General features: G+C 49.8%; 13 protein-coding genes. 1 reads left to right on the top strand and 12 read right to left on the bottom strand.

Annotated elements, in window-relative coordinates; genetic code table 11:
- Positions 1 to 72: 72 nt before the first annotated feature.
- The 5 genes from NYE70_RS03660 to NYE70_RS03640 form a co-directional block, all read right to left on the bottom strand.
- Positions 73 to 1584 (bottom strand): ABC transporter substrate-binding protein, encoded by a 1512-nt coding sequence (locus tag NYE70_RS03660; protein ID WP_211024010.1) that lies wholly within the window; start codon positions 1582 to 1584, stop codon positions 73 to 75.
- A gap of 135 nt (positions 1585 to 1719) precedes the next feature.
- Positions 1720 to 2652, bottom strand: coding sequence for a carbohydrate ABC transporter permease (locus NYE70_RS03655; RefSeq protein ID WP_341045016.1), 933 nt, complete (start codon positions 2650 to 2652; stop codon positions 1720 to 1722).
- 18 nt (positions 2653 to 2670) lie between these two features.
- On the bottom strand, positions 2671 to 3600 hold the full coding sequence (locus NYE70_RS03650) for an ABC transporter permease (RefSeq protein ID WP_211024006.1): 930 nt from the start codon (positions 3598 to 3600) through the stop codon (positions 2671 to 2673).
- A 316-nt stretch (positions 3601 to 3916) separates the two neighbouring features.
- Entirely contained in the window at positions 3917 to 5479 is a 1563-nt protein-coding gene (locus NYE70_RS03645; RefSeq protein WP_341045014.1) for a response regulator transcription factor, read from the bottom strand.
- Positions 5479 to 7329 carry a cache domain-containing sensor histidine kinase gene (locus tag NYE70_RS03640; protein ID WP_341045013.1) on the bottom strand — a complete coding sequence of 617 codons (1851 nt, stop codon included), beginning with the start codon at positions 7327 to 7329 and terminating at the stop codon, positions 5479 to 5481. The genes NYE70_RS03645 and NYE70_RS03640 overlap by 1 nt, the downstream gene beginning before the upstream one ends.
- Positions 7330 to 7584: 255 nt before the next feature.
- On the opposite strand from NYE70_RS03640, the gene NYE70_RS03635 reads away from it, so the two are divergent.
- The gene (locus NYE70_RS03635; RefSeq protein ID WP_341045012.1) at positions 7585 to 10773 is read left to right on the top strand and encodes an alpha-mannosidase; all 3189 of its coding nucleotides are present in this window, start codon (positions 7585 to 7587) and stop codon (positions 10771 to 10773) included.
- 188 nt (positions 10774 to 10961) lie between these two features.
- Here NYE70_RS03635 and NYE70_RS03630 read toward each other — a convergent pair whose 3' ends face one another.
- The 7 genes from NYE70_RS03630 to NYE70_RS03600 form a co-directional block, all read right to left on the bottom strand.
- Positions 10962 to 11903 carry a hypothetical protein gene (locus NYE70_RS03630; RefSeq protein WP_341045010.1) on the bottom strand — a complete coding sequence of 314 codons (942 nt, stop codon included), beginning with the start codon at positions 11901 to 11903 and terminating at the stop codon, positions 10962 to 10964.
- Between the two features lie 73 nt (positions 11904 to 11976).
- A complete protein-coding gene (locus NYE70_RS03625) occupies positions 11977 to 12537 on the bottom strand; it encodes a hypothetical protein (protein ID WP_341045009.1) in 561 nt (186 codons plus the stop codon).
- Positions 12534 to 13433 (bottom strand): hypothetical protein, encoded by a 900-nt coding sequence (locus NYE70_RS03620; protein WP_341045008.1) that lies wholly within the window; start codon positions 13431 to 13433, stop codon positions 12534 to 12536. The genes NYE70_RS03625 and NYE70_RS03620 overlap by 4 nt, the downstream gene beginning before the upstream one ends.
- Positions 13434 to 13540: 107 nt before the next feature.
- On the bottom strand, positions 13541 to 14473 hold the full coding sequence (locus tag NYE70_RS03615) for a Gfo/Idh/MocA family protein (protein ID WP_213654215.1): 933 nt from the start codon (positions 14471 to 14473) through the stop codon (positions 13541 to 13543).
- A 99-nt stretch (positions 14474 to 14572) separates the two neighbouring features.
- Positions 14573 to 15469: a polysaccharide deacetylase family protein gene (locus NYE70_RS03610; RefSeq protein ID WP_341045007.1), complete on the bottom strand. Its 897-nt coding sequence runs from the start codon at positions 15467 to 15469 to the stop codon at positions 14573 to 14575.
- A 158-nt stretch (positions 15470 to 15627) separates the two neighbouring features.
- Positions 15628 to 16920, bottom strand: coding sequence for an arsenic transporter (locus tag NYE70_RS03605; protein ID WP_213654213.1), 1293 nt, complete (start codon positions 16918 to 16920; stop codon positions 15628 to 15630).
- Between the two features lie 307 nt (positions 16921 to 17227).
- Entirely contained in the window at positions 17228 to 18547 is a 1320-nt protein-coding gene (locus tag NYE70_RS03600) for an MFS transporter (protein ID WP_341045006.1), read from the bottom strand.
- Positions 18548 to 18601: the final 54 nt, after the last annotated feature.

The following is an 18601-nucleotide window of genomic DNA, read 5'->3' as shown; positions in this document are numbered from 1 at the left end:
ATTCAACCTCCTGTGTTTTGGGCTATGGAAAATAGAGAAACGGTCGTACCAGCCGCCCGTTTCTCCAAATTTCTATTTTTGCTCGGCTTTCCAGGCATCGAACTGCTTTTGAGCTTCCGCAATGACTTTATCGATTCCGGCGTCCTTGAACTTCTGGAGCGCCTTCGGCAAATATTCGTCCGGGTCTACCGATCCGGTGTACAGCGCCGGAATAAACTCTTTGGCTACGTTCGTGACCGCTGCAACTTCCGTCTTCACAGGCGCGGTATCAAAGTTAAAGCCAAATGTAGGCGCAACGATCGCCGACGAGTTGAACTTTTCAAAGGCATCCCATTTGTCCTTCGGCTCGCCTTCATGCAGGTAAGTCAGGAACATGTTGCCCAGCGCAAAGCCCGGCATCGCATAATTTTCATTCATTGCCGGAAGATCCTCGATGTAAGGGTCCTCCACCTTTTTGTAGTGAACGTCTTCAATTCCGTATTGAATCAGATTGCGCAGATAAGCGTCCGTATTCAGCAGGTTCAGGAACATCATCGCCCGCTCCGGATTTTTCGAGTAGGAAGAAATCGCGAGCATGGATCCTGCGGCAGAGCTGGTGTAAATAATCGGATCATGCATCGGTTTGGTCACGATGTCGTAACCCGCGCTTCTCGACCATCCGAGTTCGGCGTAAGGCTGCGTGATTTCGCGGTCAACCAGCCATTTGCCGGTTTTCATATTGTCGATGCCTTCCAAAGTGGCGACATCCTCGCGGACATAACCCGCTTTGTAATATTTACGCATCGTCTGCAAGGCTGCTTTGAGCTCAGGCGATTCAAGAATGTTCACATATTTATTGTCTTTGGTATCGATGTACATGCCGATTGGAATCTCATCGCCCAACACAAAGTCGAATGGCAGATACGGCTTGAAATTTTTTGGAACGGCCAAAGGAGTAATGTCAGCCGGCTCGTTCTCTTTAATCGTTTTCAAGAGCGGTTCCAAATCTTCCAGCGTCGTTACGTTGGAAATGTCGAGATTGTATTTATCAAGGTACTTTTTGTTAAAACGCCAAACGAATTGTTGTGCCAATTCTTTGTTGGCCGGAATCCCGTAATTGACTCCGTTCACTTTCGTACCTTCGAGGAAACGCGGATCGAGCACTTCCTTGATGCCTTTGCCGTATTGATCAATCAGATCATTCAACGGCATGAACGCGCCTTTAGCTGCATTCGGCAGATAATCGAAAGCCCAGGAGCTGGTGAAGGCGATATCATAATCTTCGCCGGAGCTGGTTATAACCTGCATCCGCTGGCTATAGTCGCCCCAGTCGATCATCGTAATTTCGAGCTTGGCATTGATTTTTTCGCCTACGTATTTATTGATTTCTTCCTGCACCTTCGGCAGGTCTTTCTGGCTTGGACCGATCAGGTACAGCTTCAGCGTGACCGGGTCCAGCTTGGAGACATCGATAGTTCCGTCGCTTTGGACGGCTGCTTCTTCCTTGGCCGGCTCACTGCTTTTCTTGTTTCCGCCGCAGCCCGCAAGAATTGCGGACAACGCCAGGATCAGCGCCAAAGCCATAAAAAAGGATTTCTTTTTCATTTTGTTTCCCCCTACGTACAAGTTGTATGAAGAGCATCTATTGAAACCGCTATGTGCCCGGCCGGGCAGCTGCGTGATTCTACGGCCGGGATGACGCGGAAACAACCATGAGTATGCGGCCTGTACGGCCTGGAATCAGCCTTTAACCGAACCTACGGTCAAGCCTTGCACAAAGTAACGCTGGAAAAACGGATACGCAAGCACGATTGGAAGAGTTGCGAGCACCACCATCGCCATTCGCACGGTTTCCGTCGGTAAGCCGGCAGCCGCGTTAAAAGTACCGAGATTCTGGGCGTTCTTAATCAAGAAGTCCATGTTCTTCTCAATCTTCATCAGCAAAAACTGCAGCGGCGGCGTCAATTCCGGTTTGTTGTAATAGAGCAGCGCATTGAACCAGTCGTTCCAATAAGCCAGGCAGGCGAAAAGCCCGATTGTGGCGATGCCCGGCAGCGACACGGGAAGTACGATTCTTATAAACGTCTTGAGTTCGCCCGCCCCGTCAATTTTGGCGGATTCTATGATTTCATCGGGAACCGTAGTCTGGAAAAACGTACGCATAACGATGATCGAAAAAGCGCTCAAGGATAACGGAAAGATCAAGGACCAAATCGTATTCTGCAGATGCAGGAACTGGGTCATTACGATGTAACCGGGAACCATCCCTCCGGAAAACAGCATCGTGAAAAACGCCAGGAAGCTGAAGAAGCCACGGAATTCAAAGCTCTTTCTGGATACCGCATAGGCATAGGTCGTTACCAGAATCAAGGTGATCAACGTACCCATAATGGTGACAAGCAGCGTGACTCCGAACGATACTAGCAATTCATGCCCCGTCTGAAAAATATAGCTGTAAGCTTCGGTGCTGAATTTGCTGGGCCAAAGGCTGAAGCCTTCGAGCGCCAGCGTCTGTTCATCGGTCAAAGATATAATAATAACGAACAGGAACGGGAATACGCATGAGAAGGAGAACAGGCCGATGAGGATGTTAAAAAGCACATTCCAACCCGGGGTGATCTCATTGAAATCCCGCTGTTTTTTTACGTCTAACTGAGTTGAATTTGATATCATCTGCTAACCCCCCGCGCTCTAAAAGATCGCATGATCTTTTTCAATTTTTCTGACGATGGCATTGGCGACCAGAATGAGCACCAGTCCGACCAATGATTGATACAAGCCCGCAGCGGTACTCATACCGATATCCCCCATATTGATCAAGCCGCGATAAACGAAGGTATCGATGACATTGGTTACAGGGTATAAGGCTCCCGCATCCTTCGGCAACTGGTAAAATAATCCGAAGTCGGACCGGAAAATGCCGCCGATAGCGAGGATCGTCAAAATAATCATGAGCGGTTTGAGCAGCGGTACGGTAATATAGCGGATCTGCTTCCATTTGGTCGCCCCGTCAATGACGGCCGCTTCGTAATAAGACTTGTCGATTCCGGTGATTGCCGCGAGATAGATAACGCTGTTGTATCCAACGCTCTTCCAGATCCCGACGAATACAATGATGAACGGCCAATACTTCGGTTCGGAATACCAGCTGATCCGTTCTCCTCCGAAGAAGGTAATGATCTGGTTCAGCGTACCCTTATCCATGCTCAGGAAGGTAAAGGCGAAGTAACTGATAATGACCCAGGACAGGAAGTGCGGGAGAAACATCCCGGTTTGATATACCTTCGCCATCCGTTTGTTGACAAGTTCGCTTAGGATTATCGCTAAACCGACGGAGATCACCAGACCGAGAAAAATAAGGGCCAGGTTGTACAATATCGTATTTCTCGTAATTACATAAGCATCGCTAGTCGTGAACAAATACTCGAAATTTTTGAATCCTACCCACTTGCTGTTGAACACGCTGGCGAAAAATCCGTCGCGGCTGATTCGGAAATCTTTAAATGCTAGGATTGAACCGAACATCGGCAAGTAGGCAAAGATGAGGAACCAGACGGTTCCGGGTATAACCATGAACAGCAGCGCACGATTTCTGATGACTTTTTTCCAAAATGCTGCCACGTTCATTCCTCCTTTGCCTGCTGTCCCCTTTGGAAGGAATTAAAGCGTTTCCAAGGGATGCTGAAATGTTTGCTGGACACGTGATGAAACCGCTTCGTCATGGATCCCCTAAGATCAAAACAAAGCTTCGGCGGCTGAACCGCCCCTTCTGTTTCGCTTGCCCTTAACTAACTCTATTGTGCCAAGTAAGCGCTATCTTCAACAAGTTGAAAAACCCTAGAATTTCATGGATAAATTAAAGACCGACTATAAAAAAACAACAAGCGCAACCTTTTCGGTTGCGCCTGCCATGCTGATCCTCTCAGGAAATGAGGACTTATTTAGTATACATATGACGCAGTTCCGTTGGCGAAACCCCGGCATATTTCTTGAACTGGCGATAGAAATAGGAGGTGTCCAAATACCCGACGCTAAGCGCGATCTCCGTCGTTTTGCGGTCCGTATGCATCAGGAGCTGGGTCGCTTTTTCGATCCGGTATTGGTTTACAAAGTCGGAGAAACTATGACCCAACTCCTGCTGGAACAGCTGGCCCAAATAATTCGGATGTAAGCCGACTTTCTGGCTTAATGTCTTCAGTGACAATTCATCGGCATAATGCCGGTGGACCTGCTCAACCAAAAAGGCTACGTGCGGGCTATATTCCCCCCGGACGGTGTCTTGCCTTTCCATGCTTTTGCTGACCGTTGCGGTTACATGCCGGATCAAGGAGGGCAAGGTGCTGATCCTGCTTAACGGACCGAACACCTCGCTGTAGTCGGGATTCTCTTCTCTCTCTTTCGCCGCGAGCATTAATTGCAGAGCTGTGTTGACGCAGGCTTCGCGCGGCGTTAAATTCTCCCGGCAGGCGCTCCAAAGCACCTCCCCGATGAAATGCTCCACCGGCTCCGTATTGCCTTCAATCAGCAGTTCGACATACTTCTCGCTGTTCCACTCGATCATCGGGGACGCAGCTGTACCCTGCTCATCTGCATCGGTAAACCGGATTCGATCCGTTCCAGTGATCAGGAAACGGTGGAATACCGATTTTGCCCGTGCATAGCTGAACTGCACGCCTTTAAAGTCGGCCCCCGGACCCCCTTCGGAAATCCAAAAACTCGCCTCCAGGCTGCCCGGCAAAGCTTGAGCCGTAGCCTTCACCTGCCGTTGAACCGCCGCATCGTCTTTTTGACCACAGGAAGCATAAAGAATCACCATATCCCCGTCCGGGTCCATAAAACTAATGACTTCCGTCTCCCTTGGCTTCAAGCGTTCCATTGCCCGGATAAGCTCCCGGCATGGATCGGCCATTATCGCACCGACTTTCTGAATGATATCGCAGTTCTCTGTCAGGATCGGTCGTATGACATACAACCGGTACTTTTCACGGTCTAGCGGCAAGCCCAGCAACTGGGCCCGATGTTTGAACTCCTGGCTCTCGATCTCCCCGCTGACCCATCGCTGAAGAATATTGCTGCGCAAAACCTCCCAATCCTCTTCGAATTGGACCTGCTGAATCTCCTCCCGCTCCCAATCCCCGCGGATATGGCGGATCGTTGACTCCAGTTCCTCGAGGTTGATCGGTTTTAAAATATAATTTTCGATGCCAAGCTGAATGCCTGCTTTGACATATTCAAATTCTTCATACCCGCTCAGCACGATGAATTTAGTCTTGTTCTCTTCGTTGTCTTTGATCTTCCGGATTAATTCCAGCCCGTTCATACGCGGCATCATAATGTCCGTCACCAGCAAATCTACGGGCTCTTCACGGATCATCTCCAGAGCGCTTAACCCGTCGTTTGCCGTTCCCGCGATCTCGATTCCATATTTTTTCCAGTCCAGAATAGAGCTTAAGCCCTGAGCAATCAGCGGTTCGTCATCTACAAACAACACTTTTTTCATCACATGAACCCCTCCCTGAGCAACGGTATTTCAATCCGTATCGCCGTTCCTTTGCCCTCTTCGCTGCAAACGGCGATTCCAAAGTCATCCCCATAGTTCATACGTATTCTTTCATGGACATTGATCAGACCGATGGACGCTTGGGCGCCTCCGGCCGGCTGGGACGGAGAAGCAAGCATTCGAGTGATTTCCTCCAGCCTTCCGGCCGGTATCCCCTTACCGTTATCGACTACCGTAATCACGATTCTATCCCGTTCCAGATCCTTTACGGCATGAAGTGAAATTACATTATCGCTCTCCAGTGAACGGAAGCCGTGCACAATGTAATTTTCCACGATCGGTTGGATAAGCAGCTTGATAATCCGGCAGCCGCCGATTTCGTCGTCCATTTCGATATCCACCTTCAAGCGGCCCTCATAACGCATGCGGAACAGGTCCAGATAAATGGAGCACAGCTCGATCTCTTCCTGAATCGTCACGATCGTATCCTTTTTGACCATGCTTCTGAACATGACGGATAAGCTGTAAATCATTTGCCCCACATCTCTGGCTCCGGAAGAATACGCCTTCATCCGGATCGATTCCAAAGTGTTGTACAGAAAATGAGGATGGATTTGCGACTGAAGCGCGACAAGCTCGGCATGCTTCTGCCGGATTTCCGACGTATACATCTTGTCGATATAAAGCTCCAGCCGCTCGCACATATCGTTCACGCGCTGCGAAATCTGCTGAAGCTCATCCTCGCCGGGCATCTGGATCCGCGTGGTGAGGTCGCCTTCCCCGATCCGGCTCATGGAACGGATGATACGCTGGATTTTCTTGGAGTATTTTCGCATGATCGTACTCGTAATAATAAAGCTGGCGGCGATGAACAGCAGCGTAACGATAATCAGGCTGTTCCTCAAAGAAACCGTACTGTCATGTATCGATGATTTGGACACGATACCGACGACCGACAATTCCGCATTTCCGACACTCAGCACATTCACCTTGGACATTTCGTCCAGTTGAATCCATTTTCCCGTATTATCAAGCTTGGCCTGGTACGGATAAGTCTGTCCGAAGTAGCTATCCGTTGTCTGAGAATCATAAATAACCGTTCCCTGAGAACTCATCACCAGGATCCGGCCATGCACTTCAGGCGCACGGGAATTAAGCCAAGCGGATATTTGCCCGGCATCGAATTCAACCATCATCATCCCCATCTTATCCAGCGTCCAGGGATCCTGAAGCTCACGGGAATAAGAATACCTCATTCGGGACGCGGCAGGATCGACGGTATCCCAAAACCGCCCATACTGATGAATCGTATCCCAAGCATAAATTTTGCGGCGTTCAAACCATTTTTCCCACTCGCTCTTGGAACCGGTTTCATATTTCAGCTGCTGGCTTTCCGGGCGGATTTGCATGTAAAAGTCTAACGGATAGCTATATATCGTAACCCCCGTAGCCCCCGGATTTTGTTCCAGATAAGATTTCAGAAGCGAGCTGAATGAGCGAATACGCTGTTCTCCCGGCCTGCTGAATAAATTCAAACGATGGCTCAGATAACTTTCATACCGGTTATTCAAAAAATAGACCAGGTCATCACTTAACGCCGCATCGCCGTATATTTGCTGCACCGTGTTCTGTATGTTCTCATACTGCCGGTTCAAGTAAATGCTGAGCACATGCGCGGTCTTTAAATTGGCGTCGGTCTCCTCCCGAATGATCCGCTGTACCTGGAACTCGTACGCCATTACGGCGGCAATCAGGAACAAGATCATCATAATGGCGGAATACAGTAAAATAATTTTGTTAAACATTTTCCGTTTCAAGTGATTCAGATAAAAACGGCGAAATTTGTTCAAAGCGGGACACTTCCTGTCCTGACGTTTTTTGGTTCGCGTTTCAGTGTATCACCGCCAAGCGCTTGAGTGCAATCCGTATTTTCTGGAAGCCGATACCAGCTATTTTAATATTTGAATTCTTGGCGGCCCCTGACTATAATAGACCTTGATCCCCTAAGATCACCTCAACATAAAGTTACGAAGTCCGTCATGTGGCTTCGCCTTCCTTTCTTTTCTACGCTTGCCCCTAAGATAATTTAAGGGGGTTCTTTCCTGATGTTTCTCACTCAGCAGAAACTGCAATCACGCATCCACGAGCTATCGTCCTACCGGTACCGCGACAGCAGACCGATTCCTTACTTCTACCGTCTTGAAGACGAACGTAAAGAAATCAATCCTTCGATCCCAGCCGTTTCGGATACATGGGACACCATGAAGACCGGAGATACCTGGAGCGGCCGCGACTTGTACTTGTGGCTATTTTCTGAAGTTGATATCCCTCAAGAATGGGCGGAACATAAAATACTTGGCCGCTTTGATTTCGGCGAAACCGGGGCAGGTAACAACTCCGGCTTCGAATCCCTGTTTTATTTGCAGGGCAAGCCATATCAGGGCGTGGATTCCAATCATAAAGAAGTATTCCTGCCGGAGACTCTGGCCGGGACGAAGCAGCAACTGCTTTTCCGTCTATGGTCCGGACTTGAAGGCGGCGGGCAGCCGAGAAACCAGACTCACGGCGTCAAGCTGGCGGAGATCTGCTGGCTGGATGAGGCCGTCGACGATTACTACTACACCATTTTGGCAATTTCTGAAACGGTGAATGTGCTGGACGAGAACCTGCCTGAGCGGGCCAAGCTGCTGCAAGCTGCCGACCAGTCTCTGGCTTTGATCGATTGGCGGATACCCGGATCGGATGAGTTTTACGAATCACTCCATGCGGCAAGAGATTTTCTCAACGACAAAATCGCCGGGATGGATAAATCGTCCCTGGTGAACATTACGTGCGTCGGTCACACTCATATCGACGTGGCTTGGCTCTGGCGCCTGAAGCATACCCGCGAAAAATGCGCCCGTTCCTTCTCCACGGTGATGCGATTGATGGAAATGTATCCGGAATATACTTTTTTGCAGACTCAGCCTCAGCTTTACGATTACGTGAAGGAAGACTATCCGGAGCTGTACGAATCCATCCGGGAACGCGTTGCGGAAGGCCGCTGGGAAGCCGGCGGCGGCATGTGGCTGGAAGCCGACTGCAACCTGACCTCCGGCGAATCGCTCGTGCGTCAGCTGCTGGTGGGCACCCGTTTCTTCAAGCAGGAATTCGGAGCCGACTGCGATTATTTGTGGCTGCCCGATGTATTTGGCTACAGCTGGTCCCTTCCGCAAATCTTGAAAAAGTCGGGCATCCATACGTTCATGACGACAAAGATCAGCTGGAACCAGTACAACCGGATGCCGCATGATACGTTCAAATGGCGCGGCATCGACGGGACTGAAATTCTGACCCACTTCATCACCACCACCGAGCCATGGTCCCAGCCGGGTTCCTGGTTCTATACGTATAACGGCCAAATCACCCCGAAAACGGTAAAAGGCAGCTGGGACGCCTACCGCGATAAAGAGCTGAACCAAGAGCTCCTGCTCTCTTACGGTTATGGGGACGGCGGCGGCGGCGTCAACCGCGACATGCTGGAGATGCGGCGCCGGCTCGACAAGCTGCCCGGAATGCCGAATCTCGGCACCGGCACAGCCGGCGATTATTTCCGCAAGCTCGGCGAGACGGTCGCTGAAAGCGACAGCTATGTGCATACATGGGACGGTGAGCTGTATCTCGAATATCACCGGGGGACGTATACGAGCCAGGCGCACAATAAGCGGATGAACCGCAAGCTGGAGCTTCTGTATCGTGAAGCGGAATGGCTAAACGCCATGCAAAGCGCAATGAACGGCAACTGGGCGTCGTACCCCGGCGCGAAGCTGCATGAGGGCTGGAAGATCATTTTGCGGAACCAGTTCCATGACATCATTCCGGGCTCTTCGATCCGGGAAGTCTACGAAGACAGCAAAATCGAATATGAGGAAGCGGAACTACTCGGAATGCAGGCATGGGAAGCTGCTGTTAGCGCGGCCGTGAGTCTAGGTACAGCGGGAAATCATAATGACGATGCTGACACGGACAAAATATCCTCCAGAATCTTTACGGTATGGAACTCCTCGCCTTGGACGGAAACCCGGCTTGCGGAAATTCCGGTTCAGCCCGGTATGGAGTCCGGCGTTTGGACCGACGAATCCGGCAACCGATTATCCGTACAGCGAGGCGATAACGTTTGGAGCGTGGAAGTGCCGGATATTCCGTCCCTCGGATTCGCTATTATCCGGTTCAACGCTGCCGCTGCAACCCCTGCGGAGCAGCCATCTCCGTTCGTTCTGCGGGAGCGTGGAATTACCACTCCATTCTATGAACTGGACTGGAATGAGCAGGGTCAGTTGACGCGTCTGTATGACCGGGAGGAACAAAGAGAAGTGCTTGCCGCCGGCCAGCGGGGCAACCTGTTCCAGCTGTTCGAGGATAAGCCTCTCGCCCATGAAGCCTGGGATATCGATATTTTCTATCAGCAAAAATCGCGGGAGCTCGGAGATCTTCAAGACTGCCGTGTGACCGAATCCGGTCCAATCCGCACCGTGGTTCACTTTAGCTGGACCTACGGACAGTCCAAGATCGAACAAGACATGATCCTGTACGCTGCTAGCCGCCGAATCGACTTCGTCACCGAAGCCGATTGGCATGAACGCCAGCAACTGCTCAAAGTGGCCTTCCCTGTCGACATCCGTTCCACGGAAGCGACTTATGATGTGCAGTACGGCAACGTGAAACGGCCGACGCACTGGAATACGAGCTGGGATGCGGCCCGATTCGAGACCGTCGGCCACCAATGGGCGGATCTGTCCGACAAGGGCTACGGCGTGAGTCTCATGAACGACTGTAAATACGGATACGATATCAAGGATAATGTGCTACGGCTGTCGTTGATCAAATGCGCGATTCACCCGGATATCGAAGCCGATCAAGGTTACCACCGGTTCACCTACTCACTGTTCCCGCATCAAGGGGACTGGCTGCAGGGCGATACCGTACAGGAAGCGTGGCATTTGAACAATCCGCTGCGCGTGTCGGAAGGCGCTGCCGCTTCGACCGCGGCACGCTCCATGTTCAAGCTGTCCGGCCGTACGGCGATGATCTCTGCGGTGAAAAAAGCCGAGGACCGCGACACCGTCATCGTCCGCGTGCACGACTTCTCGGGCAGCCGCAAAGCGCTCCAATTGGAAAGCGATCTGACCATCGCCGCTTGGCGAGAATGCGATCTGATGGAACGTTCGGAGGAAGAGTGGCAATCAAATGCGGCGGTTTCCTTCGTCCTGAACCCTTATGAAATCAAGACGTTCGAAATTGATTTGCGTGCCTAAGTATCGAGTGGCAACGCAAAGAGATTCCTAACACCAGCATGAAAAATCCCCCCTGCGGCATCATTGAAGATGCTGCAGGGGGGATTTGCTATACTGATCATTTGAGAATATGACGGGAACAGCGATTGTAAGAACATTTTACTTACTTGCCCCACATCTATTTGAAATAGACCATCTGATATAGCGCCCTACTTATACATTTCCACCGATTGCACGTACTTCCGGCGAACCGTGGCCAGCTCGTTCTCCGTACGCTGCTTAGTCGAAGTCAGTTCGGAGACCAAGCGTCCGATTTCCCGCCGTCTCCCCTGCACTTGCTCCAGTGCATCCTTAATTCTGCCTTGGACCATCCAGTCGGCAATCAAGCCGTCGAAGAAATAGTCCGAGAATTTTAACAACCCGCCTACCTCCAGCCCGGCCGTATTCAAACTGCCGCCCACATCCTGGAGTTCCTTTTCGAACCTCCGCAAATTGGTTTGCGCCGCGTAAATATGATCCATCGCCTCGTCGATCCGGCCGTGTTTAATATGCGTGGAGAGCATACCGCCGCCTAACATATCGTAAGTTCCCCAATTTCGTGCCGATTGAAGCCCTTCTTCCGCTCGGGCAAGATCGTCCTGAACCGAACGGCCGGCCCGGACAGCCTCGTCCAGTTCCCTGACTTCCACAGTAAGCACAGCTTGACGCTCCGCCAGGTCCATGAGCTCAGGGTCGCTGTCAAGAATCTGCTTCTCCTTGGACTGGAAAATGCGGTCGTAGTCGTTTTTCCAAAACTTGACCTCTTGAAGCTGACGTTCCAACTGCCCGATTTGCTCCTCCGCATCCCGGACCGCCCGATCCGCCTCTTCATATCTTAGCCGGGCCGACACGACCTCCCTCTGCTCCTCATCCAGCTTCTCCATTTTCTTTCCAATCATCGTATACAGCATATTGGACAAAGACATGCCGGTGAGCCGGTCGACGTCCTTTTCTTCCGCTGCCAATCTGTTTCTGGCTTCCTGCCTGGACTTTTCCATACGGGAAACCTCTTGTTTCAACTGATTCAGACGATTCTCCCACTTTTCCTTCTTGCGTCCCTGTTCCTTCAGTTCGGCCATGCGTTCATTAAGATCTTCGAACAATTGCTTCACATCCTTTCATCTCTTGCTGTCAGCCTGCCAGTTCAATAAACCCAACTTACTAAGTTCCTCCTGTTCCCGCCACTCATACACTTCGCTCAAACGGTACCGACAGCTCCCTGCCGGCACGACGGATCACCAGCATAATCATAAACATGGCGATGAATGTAGCTACGCTGCTAAACAAGACAACCGCTACCTCCTGAGTGTTCAATACGAAAGGATAAGCGATCATGTAAAGAGCGGAACAGCCGAAGTAAAACCGCCAACGAAACCGGATCGAACTGGCCAGGTCCCCTTTTCCCCGGATACCCGCCAGTTTAAAGCTTCCGTCGCAGATACTATAAATGAGAACCCACTGCAAGAGTGTTTCGGCCAGATTGAGAACCAGAAGAAAGTTCAGGGACAATACCGGTTGATTCAAGTGCAACTCATGAGCCTGAAAAAAACTCGGGATCGAGATTACGCTCAGCGCCAACGACGCCCACATCCCAAGAGTAAAGCTGTGTTCTTTTTTTCGTAATTCCGACAAAGCCGACAAGATCATAAGGTACCCAATGACATTAGGGAGCAGGTCCACCACTACTCGAATGTTAAAAATGACAAAAACCATGCCATAACCGATTCGGTAAAATAAAGTCTTCATAGTCCCGACCTCCTGTCTTTCACAAAGTCGGCAACTTCCCGATTGGTCAGATAAGGAGCGAAATCCACGAATATTCGTTCTTTGGACGAAACTCCCTGGTCTGTCTCCAGCTCCATATACAAAAGGAAGCGATATACATCCGTCTTAGCGACCGGGCCGGCGCTATCAGGAAGATCAAGCTGATACGTGACAGTAGCCCATTCCCCGGACTTGAAACTTAGAGGAAAAGGAACCTTCTCCAAGGGGACGCCGCTATAAATACCTTGTGAGGAGAAATTAATCTCCTTTTGCTCCAGATTCCGAATGCTCGCGGCATCCAGGATCACATTTAACCGGTCCGACAACTGCGGCAAATAAGCGGAAGTTATGCCGGTCAACCGGGCATCTTTCGTAAACTTGAACCGGGTATACCCCGCTTTCTCCGAAGAAGAGCCCCAGGATGAGCCTTGAAGCGGAGCTTCTCCAGGCTTCGGGTCGGCAGGATGCACCCGGATTTCACCGATTTCCATTTCTTTCGAGGAATTATCGTCAAAATGCGCAACAACCCGATGAATCACCAAAGGTCCATTTTCGGGAAATTCGGGCTGTACCAGATCAAAATCCATAATTTCCACACGCATCGTGCCTTGGGTCTGATGGGTGTAAGTGTTTACTGCCGGGTTCGGCCAAATCTGAACATTGGGAAGCTCGGGAATCTCGATCCAATTTATTTTCGTTTTGGCCGATTTATTCTCCAAATACAACAGATCGAAGGAGAAGCCCGGCGAATTTTCCACTTCTATATAATGGTTGAAAAAAACCGGCTCCGGCAGCTGGGACTTGTGATAGAACCACAAATTGCCTCCCCAGCTCCCCGCCACCAATACCAGCACGATAACAAAAATGATTCGTTTCATTGCATTTCCTTTCCTGTTGGAGTCGCAAAAATGCGCGAGGGTATGCAATATAAACGCTTATTGAAGACAAATAGTTGCCCGCTAAATGGATTGGAGCCTGTTACGGCTTAGCGTTTCTCCCAAGGGAATCCGCCGTTTTTCTCCGCATGCTCGACAATGAGTTCGCAGATACGGTGACTTTCCAACGCGTCCTTCAGGGAAATGGAAGGCTGTTTATTTTCACGGACACAGGTCAAAAAATGATCGATGATTTGCGTAAATCCCCGGCGGGACAGCACCGGCTCCCAGTCATTGAATTTCTGCCTGGACTCTTCTCCGCCGGCAAAATGGGCCGTCGTGTTCAGACCGTCTACAATCCACTTGTTCCCCGGATTCATGACCTCCAGAATCTCATCATTCGTTCCCGAATCCCGGTTCATAATTCCGGTGCAGACAAAACCGTTCCCTTCCAATTGCAACTGGGCGTGATATAATTTCCCTTCTTGTACGAACGTGGAGATTCGCGGTGCTCCGATAATTTCCCCCGGGGCCATGAACCGGATCGTATCAATAACATGAATGTAATCGTCATACACGAATCTGCGAGCGAAGTCCGGCGAGAAAAGGCGATTTTTTTGCAGCATAACCATGCGACGATCATTCTTCTCCTTCATCGCCGCCACCATCGGGGCAAACCGGCGGTTAAAGCCGACCATGAGTATTACGCCAAGCTGCTCGGCCAGCGCCGTCAGTCTCTCTGCTTCCTCGTAATGATAGGAAATCGGTTTATCCACGTAGACGTGAACCCCGCTGCGCATCAACTGCTCCGCTATGACGACATGCGACTCCGTTGACGAATGAATAAACGCCGCATCAATGCCCGACGCGATCAATTCCTCCACCGTCTGCACCGCTTCCCGGACCCGGAACTTAGCGGACAGCCGCCCCAACGTCTCCCTGTTTCGGGTACAGAACACAAGCTCGATATCCTCCCGCGCCGTAATCACCGGCAAATACGCCTTTTGCGCAATATCTCCTAATCCGATTATCCCGATTCTCATCAAAATTCCTCCTTGGAATGTTTGTTATATATGTAGTAATTGAAATACGAGTGTCACTGTGCTGACTCCATTGTGGCATATGGGAGGGTGGGTGTAAACTTAGACTAATCTTCTCTGCAAATCCCGAATGTCATTCCACGATATAAGCTTAATCCGCTCATTCTTAATCAATTGCTTAATTTCAATATCATTCAATAGATCATACTCCATTTCCCTTTCTCTAAAACAGCTCGTTATCGCTTTTAACTGCTCTGTTATTTTAGCTGGATGAACAGTCAACTGAGTAATTCCGGGTTTTAAATTTTTTAACATGTCGGCCATCAGATCCTTCATTGTACTGTATCCTGTGTTGGAATCGAAACCATATGGGAGGGAGACTATGTCATCAATCAGTAAGATTCCTCTGTCTTTTGCCGAAGAAATTCGTTTATGAAATAAGTTCAGCTGATCTGGATTAATGAAAGGCTGTTCTACGATCCGCTTAGGTAAATTGAACGGCAGCCGGTATTTTTCACATAAATCAAATGTAATCTCCAAGAAATCTCTTCCGGTGGATAATCCCATAACGCTCCCGCCATGGCTATCCAAATGAGTCGGATCCATCCCTTTTAAGATGGCACTATTAATTTGAGATTCAAGCTCCATGCGAACCTCGCTCTCATCGGCGTTTTTTTCTAGATAAGCACTGTCAATGTGAAAATAACCTTCTTCTGTGATTAAACTATTCAATGTTCTTTTTTGACATACAGGCTTATAAAATTGCGACCCACCACTTGTAAGAGTAAGATGTATCCCAATATTCCTTACCCCCTTTAGATTGCTTAACTCAATTGCCTCATTTGAGTCCAAGCAAGGCATCATAATCGATGTGGATGTAATGGAGTTATTTTCGAACAAACTAACAATGGCTTCGTTGGTTCCTTTTGTTATGCCAAAATCGTCTGCATTGATGATTAACAAACGGTCATCTGCCGCAAAGCCTAATTTTCGTATCATAATTCTTCCTCCTGTGAGTGATGAATTGTACAAATAAAAATAAGGACGCAACCACGGCGAAGTGTTTGCGTCCTTATTGTTCGAAGCATTAAGTTACAGCCATTATACAATAGGAATTCCAAATGTAAATAGTAATATTTCACTTTGATAAACTTGCTCTATGAAATAATCATCAACCACACATAGAGCCCGCTTAACGTAATGAACAAGGTCGGCACCGTCAGCAGAATACCGGTTTTAAAATACCGGCCCCAAGTAATTTTGATCCCTTTCTTGGATAAAACATGCAACCACAACAAGGTGGCCAAGGAGCCGATCGGCGTGATTTTCGGCCCGAGATCGGAGCCAATGACGTTCGCATAAACCAGCGCTTCCCGCACCAGTCCTTCGGTATTCGTACTATGAATAGCAAGTGCATCGATCATAACGGTAGGCAAGTTGTTCATCACCGATGAAAGGATGGCAGCAATGAAGCCCATGCCGACCGTGGCGGCATATACCCCCTGATCGGCCAGCCACTGAATGACATCCCCCAAGTGAGCGGTCAAACCGACATTGCGAAGCCCATACACCACGACATACATCCCGATGGAAAAAACAACAATGGACCAAGGCGCTTCTTTAATCACTCGCCGGGTTTCAACCGCAGGACTGCGACGCGTAGCTATTATAAAAAATAAAGCCACAGCCCCTGCAGCCAGCGATACCGGAATTCCAATGAATTCAGCAGACAGGTAGGCGATTAGCAGCAGACCGAGAATGATCCAGGCCAGTTTGAACATGCGCGGATCGCGGATGGCATCTTGCGGTTTTTTCAAGTGTGTCAGGTCATAATTGCCCGGAATTTGCTTACGGAAAAACAGGTAAAGTACCAGCATGCTCGCTCCAAGCGAAACCAGGTTTGGTACGAACATGCGGATCGCATATTCCATGAATCCGATGCCGAAATAATCGGCGGAAACGATATTCACCAAGTTGCTGACCACGAGCGGCAGCGAGGTGGTATCCGCAATAAAACCGCTAGCCATAATGAACGGCAGCACCATCCGGTCATCGAATCGAAGCGCCCGAACCATGGCCAACACGATCGGCGTCAAAATCAGGGCAGCGCCATCGTTTGCAAACAAAGCCGACACGGCTGCACCAAGCAAAATGACATAAACGAACATCCGCTTGCCGCTCCCTCCGGCTAGTGAAGCCATATGCAGCGCTGACCACTCAAAAAAGCCGATTTCATCAAGCAAAATCGATATGATAATAATCGCAACGAAGGCTAACGTGGCGTTCCAGACAATCGCCGTTACATCCCCTACATCCGTGAAGCTTACTACCCCAAAAGCCAAAGCCAGCACCGCTCCGCCCATGGCGGACCATCCTATGCCGAGCCCCTTGGGCTGCCAGATGACAAACACCAAAGTAAGTAAAAAAATAAATCCAGCAATATACTCCAACTTCAAAGTCTCCTCTACCGTCAATTACAGCACTTAACGTCCACTCTTCGTGGACAAAAACATGAAATTGTCCACCTAAAAGTGGACAATTGGTACATATAGCGTCTGGCAAGCAGAACATCTATATCCAGCAATTCACAATACTAATACCACTATATACGGATATTTAAAATAGTCAGAAGGCAAAAAACTAATCAGAAAATGTCCACCTTTTGGTGGACATTTTCTTAAAATAATCCGTCTCCAAAGGACAATCTATTCACAAACAACTGCCACTTTTCTTTGCGAACCAAAAATTCACTTTAAATTACTCTGCTTCACCTTCAATACTCTCTTTCACAGTTCCTACAAATGCCCTCCGGTTAAGCCAGCCGACCCCCGCCGCCAATACGCTGATCGCAGCAGCGAACAGATACATATTTACAATACCGAACCACTCGGCCACACCGCTCATAAACAGCAGAGAAAGTCCAAAAACGGTATTTAGCAACGTGGACTGGGCGGAAAATACTTTTGGCAGAAGCTCCGGACTTGCACTTCGCTGAATCAAGGTCCTTCTGGAGACAGCGGCAAGCTCCGTGAAGGGTCCGGTCAACAGGACGATAAGCAATGCCAGCGGCGCAAAATCATTCAATGCAAACCAGACCGTCAATACGGCGTAACCCAGCATGCCTAGCAGCATCACCGCAAATATTCGTTTTTCCAGCCGTTCCACGAGAGCGACGACCAGCAAGCCGCCGATGACGGCTCCCGCAAAATAACTGGCATTAATATAACCCCACCACTGCTCATCTTTGAGCAGGATTTCATTAACGAACACCAGCATAAACGCTCCGACCCAGACGGATCCGCCAAGCATGTCGGTCATGTCCATCAAGGTCAATGATCGCAGACGAGGTGATTTCCACAGGGCGACCCAACCTTCTTTTAGCGTATCCCAGCGGGAAGGAGGTTTTATCTCTGCCTGTCCTGCCCCCTCATCAAGCTCGCCAATTACCGTTGTACGGCTGGCTTGATCTTTCCCCGTGCGCACGTCCCAAAAAGTACGACGTTTCGGTTCGGTCGGATCCTCGATCAATAATGTGACCGCCATGGCTAAGCCGTAGCCAACCGCCACGACAACCAGAACCGGAAAGGAGCCGAACGCTGCGACCAGCACACCGCTGATCGCCCAACCTGCAAATTGTACGATCTGGTCGGTCGTGGCCACTATGCCATTCGCCTTCATCAGAGCTTGATCAGCCACGAGCCGCGGTACCAACGCATTGCGGGCGGGAGTCGTCCAGCCGTCGAGAAACGAAATACAGATGATGATCGTATAGACCGGCAGGATTTGCTCCCCTCCTACCCATGGCGACAGATATCCCGCCAGCAGGACGAACAGTATAAACTGACCGCACTGAGATACAGTAAGCAAGAACGGGAGCCTGTATCTATCCACCATCAGAGGGGCGATTAACCCACTGAACAATTGTGAGGTCACCCGCAAAAAAGGTACCAGCGTCGCAAAGACGACGGAACCCGTCTGATCCAGAATAAAGGTTGTAAGTGCAACCAAATAGAGGACATCGACGGTGTTGGACAACGTCTGCGACCCCCATAAATAGTAAAAAGACCGTTTGAACATACTTTGTCCGCTCCTTATTCAATTGTGTAGTTAGTTCCCGGGTGTAACGTGTAA

This window comes from Paenibacillus sp. FSL R5-0407 (assembly GCF_038009185.1).
GTDB lineage: Bacteria > Bacillota > Bacilli > Paenibacillales > Paenibacillaceae > Fontibacillus > Fontibacillus vini.
This window is presented reverse-complemented; position numbering and strand designations above follow the sequence as displayed.